This window comes from Ruegeria sp. CF1, assembly GCF_056537445.1.
Genome location: NZ_JBQFRN010000016.1, coordinates 46027 through 61929 on the forward strand (window position 1 = coordinate 46027; position 15903 = coordinate 61929).

14 protein-coding genes are annotated in these 15903 nt (G+C 57.5%); all 14 read left to right on the forward strand.

Translation table 11 applies throughout. The annotated features are described in order from the left end of the window. The first annotated feature begins 23 nt into the window (after nucleotides 1-23). Nucleotides 24-2147 (forward strand): caprolactamase subunit alpha, encoded by a 2124-nt coding sequence (gene capA, locus ACRZ96_RS19835; protein WP_480814974.1) that lies wholly within the window; start codon nucleotides 24-26, stop codon nucleotides 2145-2147. 3 nt (nucleotides 2148-2150) lie between these two features. Beyond that, nucleotides 2151-2906, forward strand: coding sequence for an ABC transporter ATP-binding protein (locus ACRZ96_RS19840; RefSeq protein ID WP_480814975.1), 756 nt, complete (start codon nucleotides 2151-2153; stop codon nucleotides 2904-2906). Then, nucleotides 2906-3640, forward strand: coding sequence for an ABC transporter ATP-binding protein (locus ACRZ96_RS19845; protein WP_480814976.1), 735 nt, complete (start codon nucleotides 2906-2908; stop codon nucleotides 3638-3640). Before ACRZ96_RS19840 ends, ACRZ96_RS19845 begins: the two co-directional genes overlap by 1 nt. Next, entirely contained in the window at nucleotides 3637-4551 is a 915-nt protein-coding gene (locus tag ACRZ96_RS19850) for a branched-chain amino acid ABC transporter permease (protein WP_480814977.1), read from the forward strand. The genes ACRZ96_RS19845 and ACRZ96_RS19850 overlap by 4 nt, the downstream gene beginning before the upstream one ends. Nucleotides 4552-4554: 3 nt before the next feature. Continuing rightward, entirely contained in the window at nucleotides 4555-5583 is a 1029-nt protein-coding gene (locus ACRZ96_RS19855; RefSeq protein WP_480814978.1) for a branched-chain amino acid ABC transporter permease, read from the forward strand. 40 nt (nucleotides 5584-5623) lie between these two features. Continuing rightward, entirely contained in the window at nucleotides 5624-6793 is a 1170-nt protein-coding gene (locus tag ACRZ96_RS19860; RefSeq protein WP_480814979.1) for an ABC transporter substrate-binding protein, read from the forward strand. Nucleotides 6794-6907: 114 nt separating this feature from the next. Further along, nucleotides 6908-8209 carry a 4-aminobutyrate--2-oxoglutarate transaminase gene (gene gabT, locus ACRZ96_RS19865; RefSeq protein WP_480814980.1) on the forward strand — a complete coding sequence of 434 codons (1302 nt, stop codon included), beginning with the start codon at nucleotides 6908-6910 and terminating at the stop codon, nucleotides 8207-8209. Between the two features lie 10 nt (nucleotides 8210-8219). After that, nucleotides 8220-9434, forward strand: coding sequence for an acyl-CoA dehydrogenase (locus ACRZ96_RS19870; RefSeq protein WP_480814981.1), 1215 nt, complete (start codon nucleotides 8220-8222; stop codon nucleotides 9432-9434). Nucleotides 9435-9510: 76 nt separating this feature from the next. After that, nucleotides 9511-10953 carry an aldehyde dehydrogenase family protein gene (locus tag ACRZ96_RS19875; RefSeq protein ID WP_480814982.1) on the forward strand — a complete coding sequence of 481 codons (1443 nt, stop codon included), beginning with the start codon at nucleotides 9511-9513 and terminating at the stop codon, nucleotides 10951-10953. Between the two features lie 4 nt (nucleotides 10954-10957). Next, nucleotides 10958-12073, forward strand: coding sequence for a butyrate kinase (gene buk, locus ACRZ96_RS19880; protein WP_480814983.1), 1116 nt, complete (start codon nucleotides 10958-10960; stop codon nucleotides 12071-12073). Beyond that, nucleotides 12060-12971, forward strand: coding sequence for a phosphate acyltransferase (locus ACRZ96_RS19885; protein ID WP_480814984.1), 912 nt, complete (start codon nucleotides 12060-12062; stop codon nucleotides 12969-12971). The genes buk and ACRZ96_RS19885 overlap by 14 nt, the downstream gene beginning before the upstream one ends. Beyond that, on the forward strand, nucleotides 12971-13846 hold the full coding sequence (locus tag ACRZ96_RS19890; protein WP_480814985.1) for a 3-hydroxybutyryl-CoA dehydrogenase: 876 nt from the start codon (nucleotides 12971-12973) through the stop codon (nucleotides 13844-13846). Before ACRZ96_RS19885 ends, ACRZ96_RS19890 begins: the two co-directional genes overlap by 1 nt. 15 nt (nucleotides 13847-13861) lie before the next feature. Continuing rightward, a complete protein-coding gene (locus tag ACRZ96_RS19895; RefSeq protein ID WP_480814986.1) occupies nucleotides 13862-14620 on the forward strand; it encodes an electron transfer flavoprotein subunit beta/FixA family protein in 759 nt (252 codons plus the stop codon). Then, complete coding sequence (locus tag ACRZ96_RS19900) at nucleotides 14620-15549, forward strand: electron transfer flavoprotein subunit alpha/FixB family protein (RefSeq protein ID WP_480814987.1); 930 nt, start codon at nucleotides 14620-14622, stop codon at nucleotides 15547-15549. The genes ACRZ96_RS19895 and ACRZ96_RS19900 overlap by 1 nt, the downstream gene beginning before the upstream one ends. Nucleotides 15550-15903: the final 354 nt, after the last annotated feature.

The following is a 15903-nucleotide window of genomic DNA, read 5'->3' on the forward strand; positions in this document are numbered from 1 at the left end:
CCCCCGATAGAAAGGACTAAAACATGCGTACTCAATATCGTTTGGGCATTGATGCCGGCGGAACATTCACCGACTTTATTCTGGCCGACAAATCCGGTGGGCTGCAGATTTTCAAGGTGCTCTCGACCCCGACCGAGCCAACCAAGGCCATCAAAAACGGGCTCGCGCTGATCACCGAAGAAACCGGCCTGTCTGCCGAGGAAATCGTTTCAAATTCAGACCTGTGCATCAACGGCACTACCGTTGGTCTGAACGCGCTGATCACCCATACCGGTGCGAAAACCGGCCTGATCGCCACGCGCGGTCATCAGGATTCGATTGAAATCCGTCTGGGACACAAGGAAGACGGCTATCGCTACGACCCCGACTATCCCCCCGCAACCATGCTGGTGCCGCGCCACCTGCGGCGCCCGGTAACGGAACGGGTGATTTCGACGGGTGAAGTCAAATCGACCATGGTCGAAGAAGACGTGCGCGAGGCCTGCCGTTACTTCATCGCGGAAGGCGTCGAAAGTGTCGCCATCAGCTTTGTCTGGTCGGTTCTGCACCAGGATCACGAATTGCGCGCCGCTGAGATCGTGCGTGAAATGATGCCCAATGTGCGCCTGACCGTGGGGTCCGTCCTCTACCCGCAGGTGCGCGAATACACCCGTACATCGACAGCGATTGTGAATGCCTACCTCGCGCCGATCCTGCAGCGCTATGTTGAAGCAATCGACGCCTATTTCCGCGAATTGGGCAGCCAGCACCCGGTGCGATATTTTCAGTCCAATGGTGGCCTAGCGCTTGGCAAGGTCGTCACCGACCAATCCGTCTATGCGATCAACTCCGGCCCGGCTTCGGCACCGCAGGCGGCGCTCGACGTTGCCGCGCCCTGGGGCGACAAGAACATCATCACCTGCGACATGGGCGGCACCAGTTTCGACATTACGCTGACCCGCGACGGGCAGGCGAATGTGAACAAGAACATCGACTTCCTCCGTTATCGTATCGGTATTCCAATGATCCAAGTCGAAACTCTGGGGGCCGGTGGTGGTTCGATCGGCTGGATCGACTCGATGGGCCTGATGCAGATGGGGCCGCAGTCGGCCGGATCAGAACCTGGTCCCGCCTGCTATGGTCAGGGCGGTGAAAACCCGACCACGACGGATGCTAACCTAGTCCTGGGCTATCTCAATGCTGACGGGCTTGTTGGTGGACGGCTGCCGCTGGATCTGGAGAAGGCTCGTGCCGCGATTGCGACCAAACTGGCCGACCCATTGGGTATTTCGGTCGAAAAAGCCGCCTACGGTATGTTCACCATCGTTAACAACAACATGGTCAACGCCATTCGCCGCGTCTCGGTTGAGCGCGGCTATGATCCGCGTGATTTCGTACTGATGGGTGCTGGCGGGGCGACAGGAGCCCACATCACCGCACTCGCACGTGAAATGGGGGTCAACAAGGTCCTGATTTCGAAACTGGCGTCAGGGCTCTGCGCATACGGTCAGATCATCTCCGACGTCAAATACAACTACATGGCGCCTGCACCGATCCGGGTGGAAGGTACAGAGGCCGCGGCGAAGCTGGACAGCCTATTCAAGGGCCTGGAGTCAAAAGGGCGTGACGACCTTGCCGGTGACGGGTTCGCCGAAGAAAAGATCTCGATCCGGCGCAGCCTTGATATGCGTTATGTCGGTCAGGTCCATGAATGCACGGTCGAGATCGATCCGTTCGACGTCACCGAAGACCGGTTGGACGACATCAAGGCAGCATTCCACGCCCGCCACAAGGAACTTTACACCTACGACGAGCCGCACAGCCCCGTCGAAGTGGTGAATGTCGAAAGCACGATCGCGGGCCATGTCGACAAGCCGGACCGCATGACCATTGGTGCCGGCAAGGGCTCTGACGCGGCGCTCAAAGGTACCCGGCCCATGGTGTTTTCCAACGATGGCATCGCGCGTGACACGCCTGTCTATGACGGGTCTGCCATGGGGGCCGGTGACGAATTGCACGGGCCCGCAGTGATCGAAGAGGTCACGACCACCATCGTTGTCGAACCCGGTTGGACCGTGACCCTGCATGACAGCGGTGTCTATGTGCTGACCGCTGATGCAGCGGGTGAAGGTGTGGTTGAGAAAGCCAGGAAGCTGGTCGAGGCCTGATCGGTGAACTTCGCTCCAGATCATAAGGCAACCTCCCTGACGGCGTCCGGGGTGACGGTGGCATTCGGCGGGTTCAAAGCTCTGACCGATGTGTCGCTCAACGTCACACCCGGTGCCGTACATGGGCTGATCGGGCCGAATGGCGCGGGCAAGACCACGATGGTCAACGTGCTGACCGGATATCAGGCCCCCACGACCGGGAGCGTTCAACTGCAAGGAAAAAGTGTTGGAGACGGGACGCCCCATGCGCTGAGACGCAGCGGCGTCGCGCGCACTTTTCAGGCAGGGCGGCTATTCACTGGGCTTGACGTGCTGGACAACCTGGCGGTGACAGGCGTGGGCCTGGGGCATTCCCGCCGCAGTGCCGAAACCGAGGCTTTGCGCCTGCTTGACTGGATGGGCGCACCGCAGCTTGCTGAACTGCCCGCGGCAGGTCTTCCGTATACTGACGAACGCCGTGTCGGTATTGCACGGGCGCTGATGTTCGAACCGGATTTTCTGCTGCTGGACGAACCCGCAGCCGGAATGTCTGAGGTCGAAGCAGAAGACCTCTCGGCAATTATCCATCGCGTCGCTGCCGAGCTCGGTTGCGGGGTCCTGTTGATCGAACACAATGTCGGGCTGGTTTTGTCCGTCTCTCACCATGTCTACGTGCTGGATGCGGGTCAGATAATCGAAGAGGGAGACAAAGACGTCATCCTTGGCAGCCAAGCCGTGCGCGAAGCCTATCTTGGCGCAGAACACACGGAGGATGCGTGATGTCCAAACTGGGTGTTTTCGACGTTTCCGTGCGCTATGGCAAAGTGCCGGCCCTTACGGATGTGACGCTTCAAATCGAGGAAGGCGAGCGGGTGTTCATTTCAGGGCCGAATGGCGCTGGAAAGTCGTCGCTTCTAAATGCCATATGTGGAGCGGTTGCTACCACTCACGGCCGGATCGAAGCAGACGGCGATCTTCTGACCGGGCGTTCGCCAGAGGCAATTGCCCGTTTCGGTCTGACCATGGTGCCCGAGGGCCGTGAGGTCTTTGGCACCTTGACGGTCGAGGAAAACCTACGGGTTGGCACCGGCCTTCGCCGGGACAGGACTGCCGTCGAGAGCGACATTGAAGAGGTCTATCAGAACTTCCCGATCCTGGGCGAGCGGCGCCATGCCAATGCGGGTGCGCTGTCAGGTGGGCAGCAACAGATGCTGGCGATTGGGCGCGGTCTTATGACCAACCCAAAGTTGATGCTGGTTGATGAACCTTCGCTCGGTCTCGCACCCAACATCGTCGATCAGGTCTACGAGACGCTTGTAAACCTGCAAAATGAGCGCGGACTTACCCTGATCATAGTTGAGCAAAGCTCGGCGCGTGCAGCGCGTGTGGGCGGCCGCATGGTGCTGTTGCGGGGCGGTTCTGTCGTCGGTGACGGGGACGCCGCCGAGTTCGCGGAAAGCGATCTGCTCAAGGACGCCTACTTTGGGCAAGACAAGAAAGAGAGCAACTCATGAACGCAATCCCACAGCTCTTTTTTGATGCGATGAGCCTTGGCGGCATATACGCCATGGCTGCTTTGGGCATCGCGCTGATCTTCGGTGTGATGAATCTGGTGAATTTCGCCCACGGTGAATACATTGCCTTTTGTGTGTTCGCTTTGATTGTGCCTTCGACCGACGCCGTAGCGGTCATGTTTCTAGGCAAGGCACCCGCATTCCTGCTGATCCCAATGCTTCTGACGATTGGTGCAGCCGTAGCGGTCGCGTCCGAGTTCTTCGTCTTCAGGCACATGCGAAACGCAACGCCGGTGGCGATGATGATCTCATCCTTTGCTTTGGGTTTCGTCATCCAGAATTCGCTGCTGGCCATATACGGCAGCCGCCCCAAGGCGATCAGCCTTTGGCCGGAGTTGAACACGCCGGTCACGGTGATTGGGGCTTCCGTACCCCTGTTGCAGATCATCGTAATCCTCGCGACGCTCGTCGTGGTGGTGGCGCTGGCGCTGCTCTTGAAGAAGACCAAGATCGGTCTGGAAATGAGGGCGGCGGCTGAGAATTTCACGATGGCGCGTCTTTTGGGTGTGCGGGCCAATGTTGTGATAACTGGCGCCTTTGCCCTTTCTGGTGCGTTAGCTGCAGCTGTGGCGATGATTATGGCCACCCAAACCGGCGTCGCTGACATTCGCATGGGCGGGCAGATTATGCTGGTCGCCTTCATTGCAACCGTCATTGGCGGTCTGGGTAGCTTGCCGGGAGCTGTCGCCGCTGGATTCTTGATCGGTGCGGCATCGGTGATCCTGCAGGGATTTCTGCCGCTTGAAGCTCGTCCCTTCCGGGATGCGTTCCTCTACACGCTTGTGATTTTCAGCCTGTTGTTACGGCCGCAAGGCCTGTTCGTGCCGCGTTCGGCAAAACCGAGGGTTTAACCAATGGCACAAACGCATAAACAAAAGCGCCTGAGCGCCTGGTCCACGCCAGTTCTACTGATCCTCGTCTTGCTGGTGTTTACGTTGCTGATTTCGGTGCTGGGCGACAAATCGCTTGCGCGCATGGCAGCCCAGACCCTGATCCGAGTCACCTTTGTGGTGGGTCTTTGGATCTTCGTTGGCAACTCGGGCGTGGTGAGCTTCGGGCATGCCGGATACATGGCGATCGGTGCCTATTGCTCGGCTTGGCTCACGCTGAAACCGCAGATGAAGGGGCTTTTCCTGCCTGATTTGTGGCCATTCCTGGCAAATGCCGAATGGCACGTCTTTCCGGCGGCGATTGCCTCTGGCCTGCTCGCGTCAATTGTGGCGCTCATATCCGGAGCGGCCATCTTGCGCCTAACAGGGATTGCAGCCTCGATCGCGACTTTCGCTTTTCTCGCGATCATTTACACCGTGTATTCCAGTTGGGAAGGGGTGACCGGGGCAACCTCGTCGGTTGTCGGTCTTGCGCGCTACTCAGATCAATGGGTGACATTCGGTTGGGCTTCGATCGCCGTTTTGGCTGCGGCCTGGTATGCGAATTCTGCTTCTGGCTTGGCCCTGCGCGCAACGCGCGAAGATGAAGTCGCGGCCTCTGCTAGTGGCATCAATATGTACCGTCACAGGCTTATCTCACTGGTTCTTTCTGCGTTCTTCGCGGGGGTTGCGGGCGCGCTCTTTGGTCACTCTTTGGGTGTACTGAACCCTAACAGTTTCTACCTTGGTGTCACCTTCATCACATTAGCCATGCTGGTCGTCGGTGGCATCGGTAGCCTTACTGGCGCGGTGGCTGGCGTGCTGGTCCTTTCGATCATGATCGAAGGCCTGGTGCGTATGGAACGCGGTGTGGAGATTGGTGAAACCACACTGGCACTGCCAACGGGTGCGCAGGAAATCATCATCGGGATCGTCATGATCCTCGTTCTCATTCTACGTCCGGCCGGCCTGTCTGGCGGGCGTGAATTACGCCTGCACATCGGCAGGCGGTGACCGAAAAACCCAAAAAAAAATTCATCAGAGGAGACAATCAATGAAACACCTTTTGACAGCTACAACACTCGCTATGAGTCTTAGCTCAGCAGCGATGGCCGATGATATCACGATCGGATTCGCCATTGCGAAATCCGGCTGGTTGCAAGCCTACGACGCACCGGCGGTGGAAGCCGCCCGTATCCGCATCGATGAAATCAACGCTGCCGGCGGCCTGTTGGGCAGACAGATCACATGGATCGAAGCCGACACCAAGAGCGATCAGGCCCAGTCCGCAAGCGCCGGTCTCCAACTGGTAGACGAGGGCGCGGACATGCTGATCGTGTCCTGTGACTACGACTTTGGCGCCCCTGCGGCGTTGGCGGCGGAAGGGGCAGGGCTGAACTCGTTCTTCCTGTGTGCCGAAGATATCAAGGCGGGCATTCAGGGAGTTGGCCCAAACAGCTTCTCCGCGTCGGTTCTCGCAGCGGTTCAGGGCGCGACAGTAGCCGAATGGTCCATCAACGAGCGCGAAGCCAAGACCGGCTATGTTCTGCTTGACACGACAATCGAGTACAACAAGGGCATCTGCACCGGCTTTGACTGGATGTTCCCCCAAGCGGGCGGCGAGATTGTGGGCCGTGACACGTTCCTGAATGGTGATGCATCGATTGCCAGCCAGATTACACGTATCAAGGGCCTCACAGAAGAGCCGGATGTCATCATGCTCTGCTCCTATATTCCAGGTGCGGCTTCTGCCGTGCGCCAAATCCGCGCCGCAGGGATCAACTCGACCATCCTGAACGGTTCTGCTGTTGATGGGTCCTATTGGTTGGACGCAACGCCTGATTTGTCGAATTTCATTGTTCCGGTTCAAGGCTCGATCTATGGCGATGACACTCGTCCGGCCGTGAATGAATTCCGCGATGCCTATGAGGCCGCAACTGGCGCGGGTCCCTCCAGCACATATGTCTATCCCGGCTATCTTCTGATTGACCTCTGGGCCAAGGCGGTTGAGCGGGCTGGCGCTGTAGAGGCTTCTGCCGTTACTGCCGAACTTGAGAAGATGGATGGCGAGCCCACAGCCTTTGGGCCGCGTAGCTTCTCGGACCAGATTCACCATCAGAACACGGCTGAAATGCAGATTGTTGAAATCACGAATGGCGTTCCCGGTGTTATTGGCAGTTTCACAATCAGCGAACCTGTTCCGCTGGACGTGTTGTTGCAGTGATCAATCGGGCGGCGTCCCGTCCGGGGTGCCGCCATCCACTATCCTGCCCTGCCAGACGCGAAAGGTTGTCGTGGTCATCGGTGCGGGCAATTTCCGGAATAATGAGGCTGCCACATGCAGAAAACTGAAGAATTGAAAGCGCGGCGCGATCGTGCTGTCGCCAAAGGCGTAGCGACGCGCTCAATCTACGCAAAGCGCGCCCAGAACTCTGAGCTTTGGGATGCGGACGGAAAGCGCTATATCGACTTCGCTGCTGGGATTGCGGTGAACAATGCAGGTCATCGTCATCCGAAGTTGATGGCGGCAGTCGCACGTCAGGCTGAGGCCTTCACCCACACATGCTTTCACGTTGCTCCGTATGAGGACTACATTCGGCTTGCCGAGCGTCTGAATGCAGCGACGCCCGGCGAATTCGAAAAAAAGACCATGTTGGTCACGACGGGCGCTGAAGCAGTCGAAAATGCGGTCAAAATGGCGCGGGCCTATACAGGCCGGTCCGGCGTGATTGCGTTTTCGGGTGGATTTCATGGTCGGACGCTAATGGGCATGGCGCTTTGCGGCAAGGTAGCGCCTTACAAAAAAGGGTTTGGAGCCATGCCGCCCGAGGTCTTCCACGTCCCATTCCCAAATGCCTATCACGGGATCACACCAGAGATGAGCCTTGCTCAGCTCGATAACCTATTCGTATCCAGCGTTGATCCGGAACGCGTCGCCGCTCTGATCATCGAACCGGTTCAAGGTGAGGGTGGTTTCAACGTTGCCGAGTTCGATTTCCTGAAACAACTGCGGAAAATCGCTGACAAACACGGAATTGTCCTGATCGCTGACGAGGTGCAGGCGGGGATGGCGCGTACCGGCAAGCTTTTCGCTTTTGAACATGCTGGCGTAGCCGCCGACCTCGTAACAATGGCTAAGGGTTTGGCTGGCGGTTTCCCGCTATCCGCTGTGACGGGGCGTGCGGAAATAGTCGATGCGGCTCCAGTTGGCGGCATTGGTGGCACATATGCTGGCAATCCATTGGCGGTTGCTGCTGCAAATGCAATGCTTGATGTCATTGAAGATGAGGATCTCTGCACTCGTGCGGATGAAGTTGGAAACCGCATCAAGGAACGCTTGACGGCGATTGCTGATCGGCAGGGTATGGAAGTCATTGGCGATGTCCGAGGGCTCGGCGCAATGATTGCTTTCGAGCTGGTTACCGACCGTCAAAGCCGTGCTCCCGATTCTGCGCTGACGCAAGCGATTGTGGCTGAGGCCGAGTCGCGTGGCTTGATCATTCTTCCTTGCGGCACACGCAGCAATGTCGTTCGCCTCCTACCGCCTCTGACCACCCCAATCGACCAGGTGGATGAAGCACTCGAAATTCTGGAAGCCTCGATCGAAGTCGCTGTTTCCAAGACAGCCAACACAGTTTGAGGAATTGAGCATGGAAAAGAACCTTAGCCCGCAGAGCAAGCCTGGTCTGTCCAGTTTCAACTGGGACGATCCGTTCCTTCTGGACACCCAGTTGACCGAAGAAGAGCGGATGTTGCGGGATGCTTCGAATGCATACGCACAGGAAAAGCTCCAACCACGTGTGATCGAGGCTTATCGCAATGAATCCACTGATCCTGACATCTTTCGAGAAATGGGAGAAATGGGATTGCTCGGTGTCACTATCCCGGAAGCCTACGGCGGGATCGAGGCGGGCTACGTCGCGTACGGGTTGGTTGCAAGAGAAATAGAACGGGTCGATAGCGGATACCGATCGATGATGTCGGTACAATCCAGCCTCGTGATGTACCCGATCTATGCATACGGATCCGAGGAGCAGCGAAAAAAATACCTGCCCATGCTGGCAAGCGGTGAGTGGATTGGCTGTTTCGGGCTCACCGAGCCTGATGCCGGATCGGACCCTGGCGGGATGAAGACCATCGCGCGAAAATCCGAGGGCGGCTATGTACTGAATGGCGCCAAGATGTGGATATCCAACAGTCCCATCGCCGATGTTTTCATCGTTTGGGCCAAGTCAGAGGCGCATGGGGGTAAGATCCGTGGGTTTGTGCTTGATAAAGGAACGAAGGGGCTTTCAGCCCCAAAAATCGAAGGTAAGCTCAGCCTTCGAGCCTCGATTACAGGTGAAATCGTTCTACAGGATGTTGAGGTTGGCGAAGACGCACTACTTCCCGATGTTGAGGGCCTGACAGGGCCGTTTGGCTGTCTCAACCGCGCTAGGTATGGAATTGCCTGGGGAGTGATGGGAGCCGCCGAGTTTTGCTGGCAGGCATCCCGCCAATATGGGCTGGATCGAAATCAGTTTGGACGACCCCTAGCCCAAACCCAATTGCACCAATTGAAGCTGGCAAATATGCAAACCGAAATCACCTTGGGTTTGCAGGCCTGTCTTCGTGTCGGGCGCTTGATGGATGAGGGCAACGCTGCGCCCGAAATGATCAGCCTGATCAAGCGCAACAACTGCGGCAAGTCTCTGGATATCGCCCGGATAGCGCGCGACATGCATGGCGGCAACGGGATTTCTGAAGAGTTCCAGGTCATGCGACACATGTGCAATCTGGAAACCGTGAACACATATGAGGGCGCGCACGATGTGCATGCACTCATTCTGGGCCGTGCTCAGACAGGTTTACAGGCGTTCTTCTAAACCAAGGTCAATAAACAACAATTGGCGCTAGCTGTCGGAAATCCCGGGAGGTGCCTTTCCTATTCAGGAGGCTCGAATGAGTTTGGATCAAAACAAAAACCTGATTGGCGGTGCGTGGGTTGCTAGCGCCGGATTGTCGGAGAATCGTAGTCCCGCGAATCTGGATGACCTGATCGGGAGCTACGCCCAAGCCGACACAGAACAAGTTGCGTTGGCAGTAGATGCCGCAAAGAACGCCCTGGCCGGATGGGCAAATGCGTCTCCGCAGGTGCGCGCAGATCTGCTTGATGCCGTAGGGGCGAAGATTCTGGAAAAGCGCGACGAAATCGGAATGATTCTGGCGCGCGAAGAGGGCAAAACCCTTGCCGAAGCCCTAGGCGAGACGGTTCGCGCCGCGCAGATCTTCCGGTTCTTTGCAGCCGAAGCTGTTCGTGTTGCTGGCGATGCGATTGCCTCTGTGCGCGCCGATGTCGATGTCGAGGTGACGCGCGAACCAGTTGGTGTCGTTGGTTTGATAACGCCTTGGAACTTCCCAATCGCAATACCCGCATGGAAGATTGCTCCGGCGCTGGCCTACGGAAACACTGTGGTGTTCAAACCTGCTGATCTAACGCCCGGCAGCGCACATATACTTGCTCAAATTATTCACGAGGTTGGCGTCCCGGAAGGCGTTTTCAACCTGACGATGGGACGTGGTTCCGTCGTAGGTGACGCCATCGTTGGTCATCCTGAGGTCGATGCGGTTTCTTTTACAGGGTCGGTGCCGGTTGGACGGGCCTTGGCCGTCAAGGCCGCTGGGGGCTTGAAGAAAGTTCAGTTGGAAATGGGTGGTAAGAACCCGATGGTTGTAATGAACGACGCGGATTTGGAAGTGGCAGTTTCAGCTTGTCTGAATGGCGCTTTCTTTTCAACCGGCCAGCGATGTACTGGATCATCGCGGCTGATTGTTGAGGCCGGGGTCTACGATGAATTTGTAGAGAAGCTGGCAAGCGCTGCAAACACCATAAAGGTTGGAGATCCGCTCAAGTCGGATACGCAAATGGGTCCGGTTGCATCCGAAAGCCAATTGCTCAGCAATCTTTCCTACGTGGACCTTGCCCGCTCAGAGGGAGCAGAGGTCATCGGGGGAGGCAGGTTTGACGGTGACGCCGAGGGGTTTTTTCAACGTCCAGCAATTTTTGCCGATGCGACCAATGACATGCGGAGCAGCCGGGAGGAGATCTTCGGCCCGTGTGCCAGCGTCATCCGTGCGGGCAACTTTGACGAAGCTGTTGCACTGGCCAACGACACAGAATTCGGTTTGTCGTCCGGTATTTGTACGACAAACCTGAAATCTGCGCGTGAATTCAAGAAACGGTCACAGGCAGGGATGGTCATGATCAACCTGCCAACCGCAGGAGTTGACTATCACGTTCCGTTCGGTGGGCGCAAAGGATCTTCCTACGGATCACGCGAACAGGGCCGCTACGCCGTTGAGTTCTACACGTCGGTCAAAACGTCATACGTGTTTGCAGGGTGACAGCATGACCGAACCAGCCATCTTCTCGATTAATCCAGGCACAACGACAACGCGATGCGCATTGTTTCATGCAGGTGCTTCGGCAATTTCGCCAATCATTGAGAAGACACTCGAGCATGACGAAGCAGTCATGGCGGAGTTTGCCTCTATCGCGGCCCAGCTTGAATTTCGCGCAGAACACGTTTCGGAGTTCCTGAGCGAACATCTTGGTCATTACCGTTTGATCGCATGTGCCGGCCGCGGCGGCATGCTTACACCTGTGCCGTCGGGTGTGATCGAGGTGAACGATGCGCTTGTCGACTTTGCGCTCCACACCCCAGTTTATCATCACGCAAGCAACCTGGGGGCGCCGCTGGCCTATCGTATTGCGCAAGGCTACGGTGTACCTGCTTTCGTGGTTGATCCAGTCAGTGTGGATGAGCTAATGCCCGAGGCTCGGGTCTCGGGCGTGGCCGAGCTACCGCGTTTCAGCTTCGTCCATGCCCTCAACATCCGCGCTTGCGGACGTCGGCTTTCATCCGAGATAGATAAACCCTTCACAAGTTTGAAGACCGTCGTGGCACATCTTGGGGCCGGGTTTTCGATTGCTGCTCTTGTAAACGGTCGCCTTGTCGATAGCTCCAACCGCATGGAAATATCACCGTTTACGCCGGAGCGGGCGGGAGGCGTCCCTCCGTTGCCATTGATCGAGTTGTGCTACTCGGGCGACTATACGCGCGGGGAACTCCTGGGGCGGCTTTACGGTCAAGGCGGCGTATTTGGGTATCTTGGGACAAAAGACATACGCAAAGTTGAAGCGATGGTTGACGAAGGCCACGAACAGGCGCGCCTCGTCTACAAGGCCATGCTCTATCAGATTTCCAAAGCGGTAGGCGCAATGGCTGCAGCCACTAATTTTGATCTCGATGCGATTGTATTGACCGGTGGTCTGGCTAACAGCAATCGCATCACAGGCTACCTTTCAGATCGTCTGTCGCGCCTTGCTCCTGTCCACGTGTATCCGGGCAGCGACGAGTGTCGCGCGTTGGCCGAGGGGGCTGCGCGCGTTCTAGATGGGACGGAATTGCCAATGACCTGGCCAATTGACGCAACCCAGGGGGTGGTCAATGCGCATTCATAATTTCAAAGAACTGCTTGAAATGGCGTTAAAGGAGCCGCCCGCCCGACTGGTCGTTGCTGGCGGTGAGACTGAAGAGGTCGCGGAAGCGGTCACGGGTTTGCTCTCCCAAGGCCTAGTTTCCTCGGCACTGGTGACGGGAGACCTCTCCAAAATGGAGAAGTTTTTCTCAGGGTCAGATCCCGTGAGGACCGAGTTCATAGACGCAAAGGATCCCGCTACCTGTTCGCGATTTGCTGTGGCTGCAATCAGGGGTGGGCGAGCCAACGTGCTTATGAAGGGGCACGTTGACAGCACGTCATATCTTCGAGCGGTGGTCGATCGGCAGAACGGCCTGAGAAATGGAGGTGTTTTGTCGAACATAACCGTCGCTGAAATGCCAGGATCGGACCGGCTACTTGCAGCGACCGACAATGGCATCCTTCCTCTGCCTGATCTCGATCAGAAGCGTCAGATTGTATTGAACACCGCCCCCCTGTTTCGGGGCCTTGGGATTGCGCCGGTACGTGTCGCAGCAATCTGTGCAACCGAGAAAGTTACCGATGCATTGCCAGCCACTGGGCATGCTCGCGACCTTGCGGCCGAATGCTTGGAAGGGCGTTTTGAAGACTTCGAAATTGGTGGCCCGATGGGCTATGATGTGGCCGTTTCCTCGAAAGCCGCCCGGGCCAAGGGGTTGGAGAATTTGCCCGCCTCAGGAAATGCGGACCTTTTGTTGTTTCCCAACATCGATGCCGCCAATGCGGTTGCGAAATCCTGGAAATTTCATGGGCATGCGCGAACGGGTTCGATCGTGTTGGGGGCTTCGGTTCCGGTTCTTTTGAATTCGCGCTCGGACTCCGCTGAGCGTCGAGAGAACGCATTTCTCCTCGCAAGCGCCGTTCTGAAGGGACAGTCATAATGACCCTACAAACCATAGGTGTGATCGGAGCGGGGCAGATGGGTAGTGGCATTGCCCAGGTCTTTGCGGTGTCCGGCTATGACGTTCTCTTGAACGACATTTCCTTGGAGGCGCTTGAAGGAGCGCGATCGAAGATCGAAGGCCGAACAGCTAAGCAGGTGGCAAAAGGTCAAATGGCCCCTGAACATCGCGAGAATGGCCTCGCGCGGCTATCCGAGACGAGTGATCTGGGTGAGTTGGGTGGGTGCGATCTGGTGGTCGAGACCGCAACTGAACGGGAGGCGGTCAAGTCACAGATTTTCCAGGATCTGCTGCCCTCTCTTGAAGCAGACACGATCCTAACTACAAACACTTCGTCGATTTCGATTACCAGATTGGCAGCACGCACTGATCGGCCCGACCGCTTCATGGGGTTGCATTTTATGAACCCGGTGCCGGTTATGAAACTGGTTGAACTGATCCGCGGTATTGCTACGTCTGATAAGACGTTCCAAGAGGTGTTGGAAACGGTGAATCGCCTCGGCAAAACTTCGGCCCGCTCTGAAGATTACCCAGCCTTCATCGTCAATCGCGTCCTGATCCCAATGATAAATGAGGCCGTGTACGCGCTCTATGAGGGCGTCGGCAGCGTAGCGAGCATCGACGCTTCAATGAAGCTGGGCGCCAACCACCCGATGGGACCACTGGAACTAGGCGACTTCATCGGTCTCGATACCTGCTTGTCAATTATGAACGTGCTCCATGAAGGTTTGGCAGACACCAAGTACCGGCCTTGCCCGCTTTTGGTGAAATACGTGGAGGCAGGTTGGACTGGCCGCAAGGCTGGACGCGGATTCTACGACTACCGAGGCGAACGCCCGGTTCCAACAAGATAGAGGAGATTTGCGCCGATGAAGGTTCTCGTACCTGTAAAACGGGTGATCGACTACAACGTGAAAGTCCGCGTGAAAGCGGACGGGTCCGGAGTCGATCTTGCCAACGTAAAAATGTCGATGAACCCTTTTGACGAAATTGCCGTCGAAGAGGCCATCCGCCTGAAAGAAGTCGGGAAGGCCGACGAGATCGTCGTCGTGTCGGTCGGCGTGAAGCAGGCTCAGGAAACCCTGCGCACGGCTCTTGCAATGGGTGCGGACCGCGCCATTCTGGTCAACGCCGCTGGCGATGTTCACACCGACATCGAGCCGCTGGCCGTTGCCAAGATCCTGGCCAAAGTGGTCGAGGAAGAGCAGCCGGGCCTCGTTCTGGCAGGCAAGCAGGCGATCGACAACGACATGAACGCCACCGGTCAGATGTTGGCGGCGCTTCTGGGCTGGTCACAGGGTACATTCGCTTCGGAACTGGACATCGACGGCGACAAGGCCGTTGTGACCCGCGAAGTTGATGGCGGTCTGCAGACCATCAAGGTTTCGATGCCCACCATCGTGACGGTCGATCTGCGCCTGAACGAACCGCGCTATGCCTCGCTGCCCAACATCATGAAGGCTAAGAAGAAGCCGCTGGACGAAAAGACTGCCGACGACTACGGCGTCGACGTTTCGCCCCGCCTGGAAATCGTTTCAACCGCCGAACCTGAAGCCCGCGCCGCTGGCATCATCGTTGGTTCGGTTGATGAACTGGTAAAGAAACTCAAAGAAGCGGGGGCTGTGTAATGGCTGTTCTTCTTCTCGCAGAAGTCAACAATGGCGAACTGGCGCTGGACGCTACCGCCAAGGCTGTCACTGCCGCGTCGTCGCTGGGTGACGTGACCGTTCTGGCTGCGGGCGCCTCTGCCGCCGCTGCCGGGGACGCCGCCGCCCAGATTAACGGCGTTGCCAAGGTGCTGGTCGTCGAGGACGCCTCGTTGGGCCACCGCCTGGCGGAACCTACCGCCGCGCTGATCGTATCGCTGGCTGGCGACTATTCGCACATCGTCGCGCCCGCCACGACCGACGCGAAGAACGTCATGCCGCGCGTCGCCGCGCTGCTGGACGTGATGGTGATCTCGGACGCCTCGGGCGTTGTCGACGCCGACACGTTCGAGCGGCCGATTTATGCAGGTAACGCCGTGCAGACCGTGAAATTGTCGGATGCGACCAAGGTCATCACCTTCCGCACCTCGACCTTTGACGCCGCCGGAGAAGGTGGCTCCGCCGCTGTTGAAACCATCGGTTCCGCCGGCAATCCCGGCCTGTCCGAGTGGGTCGAGGACAAGGTCGCCGAGAGCGACCGCCCCGAGCTGACCTCGGCCGGCGTGGTCGTGTCCGGCGGTCGTGGCGTCGGTTCCGAAGAGGACTTCGCGCTGATCGAGACACTGGCTGACAAGCTGGGCGCCGCTGTCGGCGCCTCGCGGGCCGCCGTGGACTCGGGCTATGCGCCGAACGACTGGCAAGTCGGACAGACCGGCAAGGTTGTCGCCCCGGACCTCTACGTGGCGGTCGGTATTTCTGGTGCAATCCAGCACCTGGCCGGTATGAAGGACAGCAAGATCATCGTCGCGATCAATAAGGACGAAGAAGCGCCAATCTTCCAGGTCGCAGACTTCGGCCTCGTCGCTGACCTCTTTGACGCGGTTCCGGAACTAACCGAGAAACTCGGGTAGCCTAATGATGAGATGACACCCTCCCCTTCACCAGCCAAACTGCCACCACCAACAAATGTAAACGGGAAAAGCCGCCATTCATCCAACCTGCAGCATCAGTCACTACGGGCTCGAAGCCGACATCCGACTAAGTCGACGTGATAGGGCAGAACTCGAAATTTGCCGACAATAGACCTGCCGACCCCCCCCATTTATAGCGGGCTGAATATGACGGGCTTTGTGCTATACTGTGCAGGCCTCCCGGTTCGGGAGTAGGGGAAGAACCCACCGTCTCACAAATGATTGAGAGTGAAGGTGGTGAGGGGCTGGATGAGGGGGTCTTAGCCAGCCCCTCTCTCTTGAGGGGGTATCCGG

What these genes read in the sequence shown, in the direction of transcription:
- capA (WP_480814974.1), top strand. Translation starts at nt 24, where the DNA reads ATGCGTACTCAATATCGTTTGGGCATTGATGCCGGCGGAACATTCACC.
- ACRZ96_RS19875 (WP_480814982.1), top strand. Translation starts at nt 9,511, where the DNA reads ATGAGTTTGGATCAAAACAAAAACCTGATTGGCGGTGCGTGGGTTGCT.
- gabT (WP_480814980.1), top strand. Translation starts at nt 6,908, where the DNA reads ATGCAGAAAACTGAAGAATTGAAAGCGCGGCGCGATCGTGCTGTCGCC.
- ACRZ96_RS19895 (WP_480814986.1), top strand. Translation starts at nt 13,862, where the DNA reads ATGAAGGTTCTCGTACCTGTAAAACGGGTGATCGACTACAACGTGAAA.
- ACRZ96_RS19890 (WP_480814985.1), top strand. Translation starts at nt 12,971, where the DNA reads ATGACCCTACAAACCATAGGTGTGATCGGAGCGGGGCAGATGGGTAGT.
- ACRZ96_RS19885 (WP_480814984.1), top strand. Translation starts at nt 12,060, where the DNA reads ATGCGCATTCATAATTTCAAAGAACTGCTTGAAATGGCGTTAAAGGAG.
- ACRZ96_RS19900 (WP_480814987.1), top strand. Translation starts at nt 14,620, where the DNA reads ATGGCTGTTCTTCTTCTCGCAGAAGTCAACAATGGCGAACTGGCGCTG.
- ACRZ96_RS19870 (WP_480814981.1), top strand. Translation starts at nt 8,220, where the DNA reads ATGGAAAAGAACCTTAGCCCGCAGAGCAAGCCTGGTCTGTCCAGTTTC.
- ACRZ96_RS19850 (WP_480814977.1), top strand. Translation starts at nt 3,637, where the DNA reads ATGAACGCAATCCCACAGCTCTTTTTTGATGCGATGAGCCTTGGCGGC.
- ACRZ96_RS19855 (WP_480814978.1), top strand. Translation starts at nt 4,555, where the DNA reads ATGGCACAAACGCATAAACAAAAGCGCCTGAGCGCCTGGTCCACGCCA.
- ACRZ96_RS19860 (WP_480814979.1), top strand. Translation starts at nt 5,624, where the DNA reads ATGAAACACCTTTTGACAGCTACAACACTCGCTATGAGTCTTAGCTCA.
- buk (WP_480814983.1), top strand. Translation starts at nt 10,958, where the DNA reads ATGACCGAACCAGCCATCTTCTCGATTAATCCAGGCACAACGACAACG.
- ACRZ96_RS19845 (WP_480814976.1), top strand. Translation starts at nt 2,906, where the DNA reads ATGTCCAAACTGGGTGTTTTCGACGTTTCCGTGCGCTATGGCAAAGTG.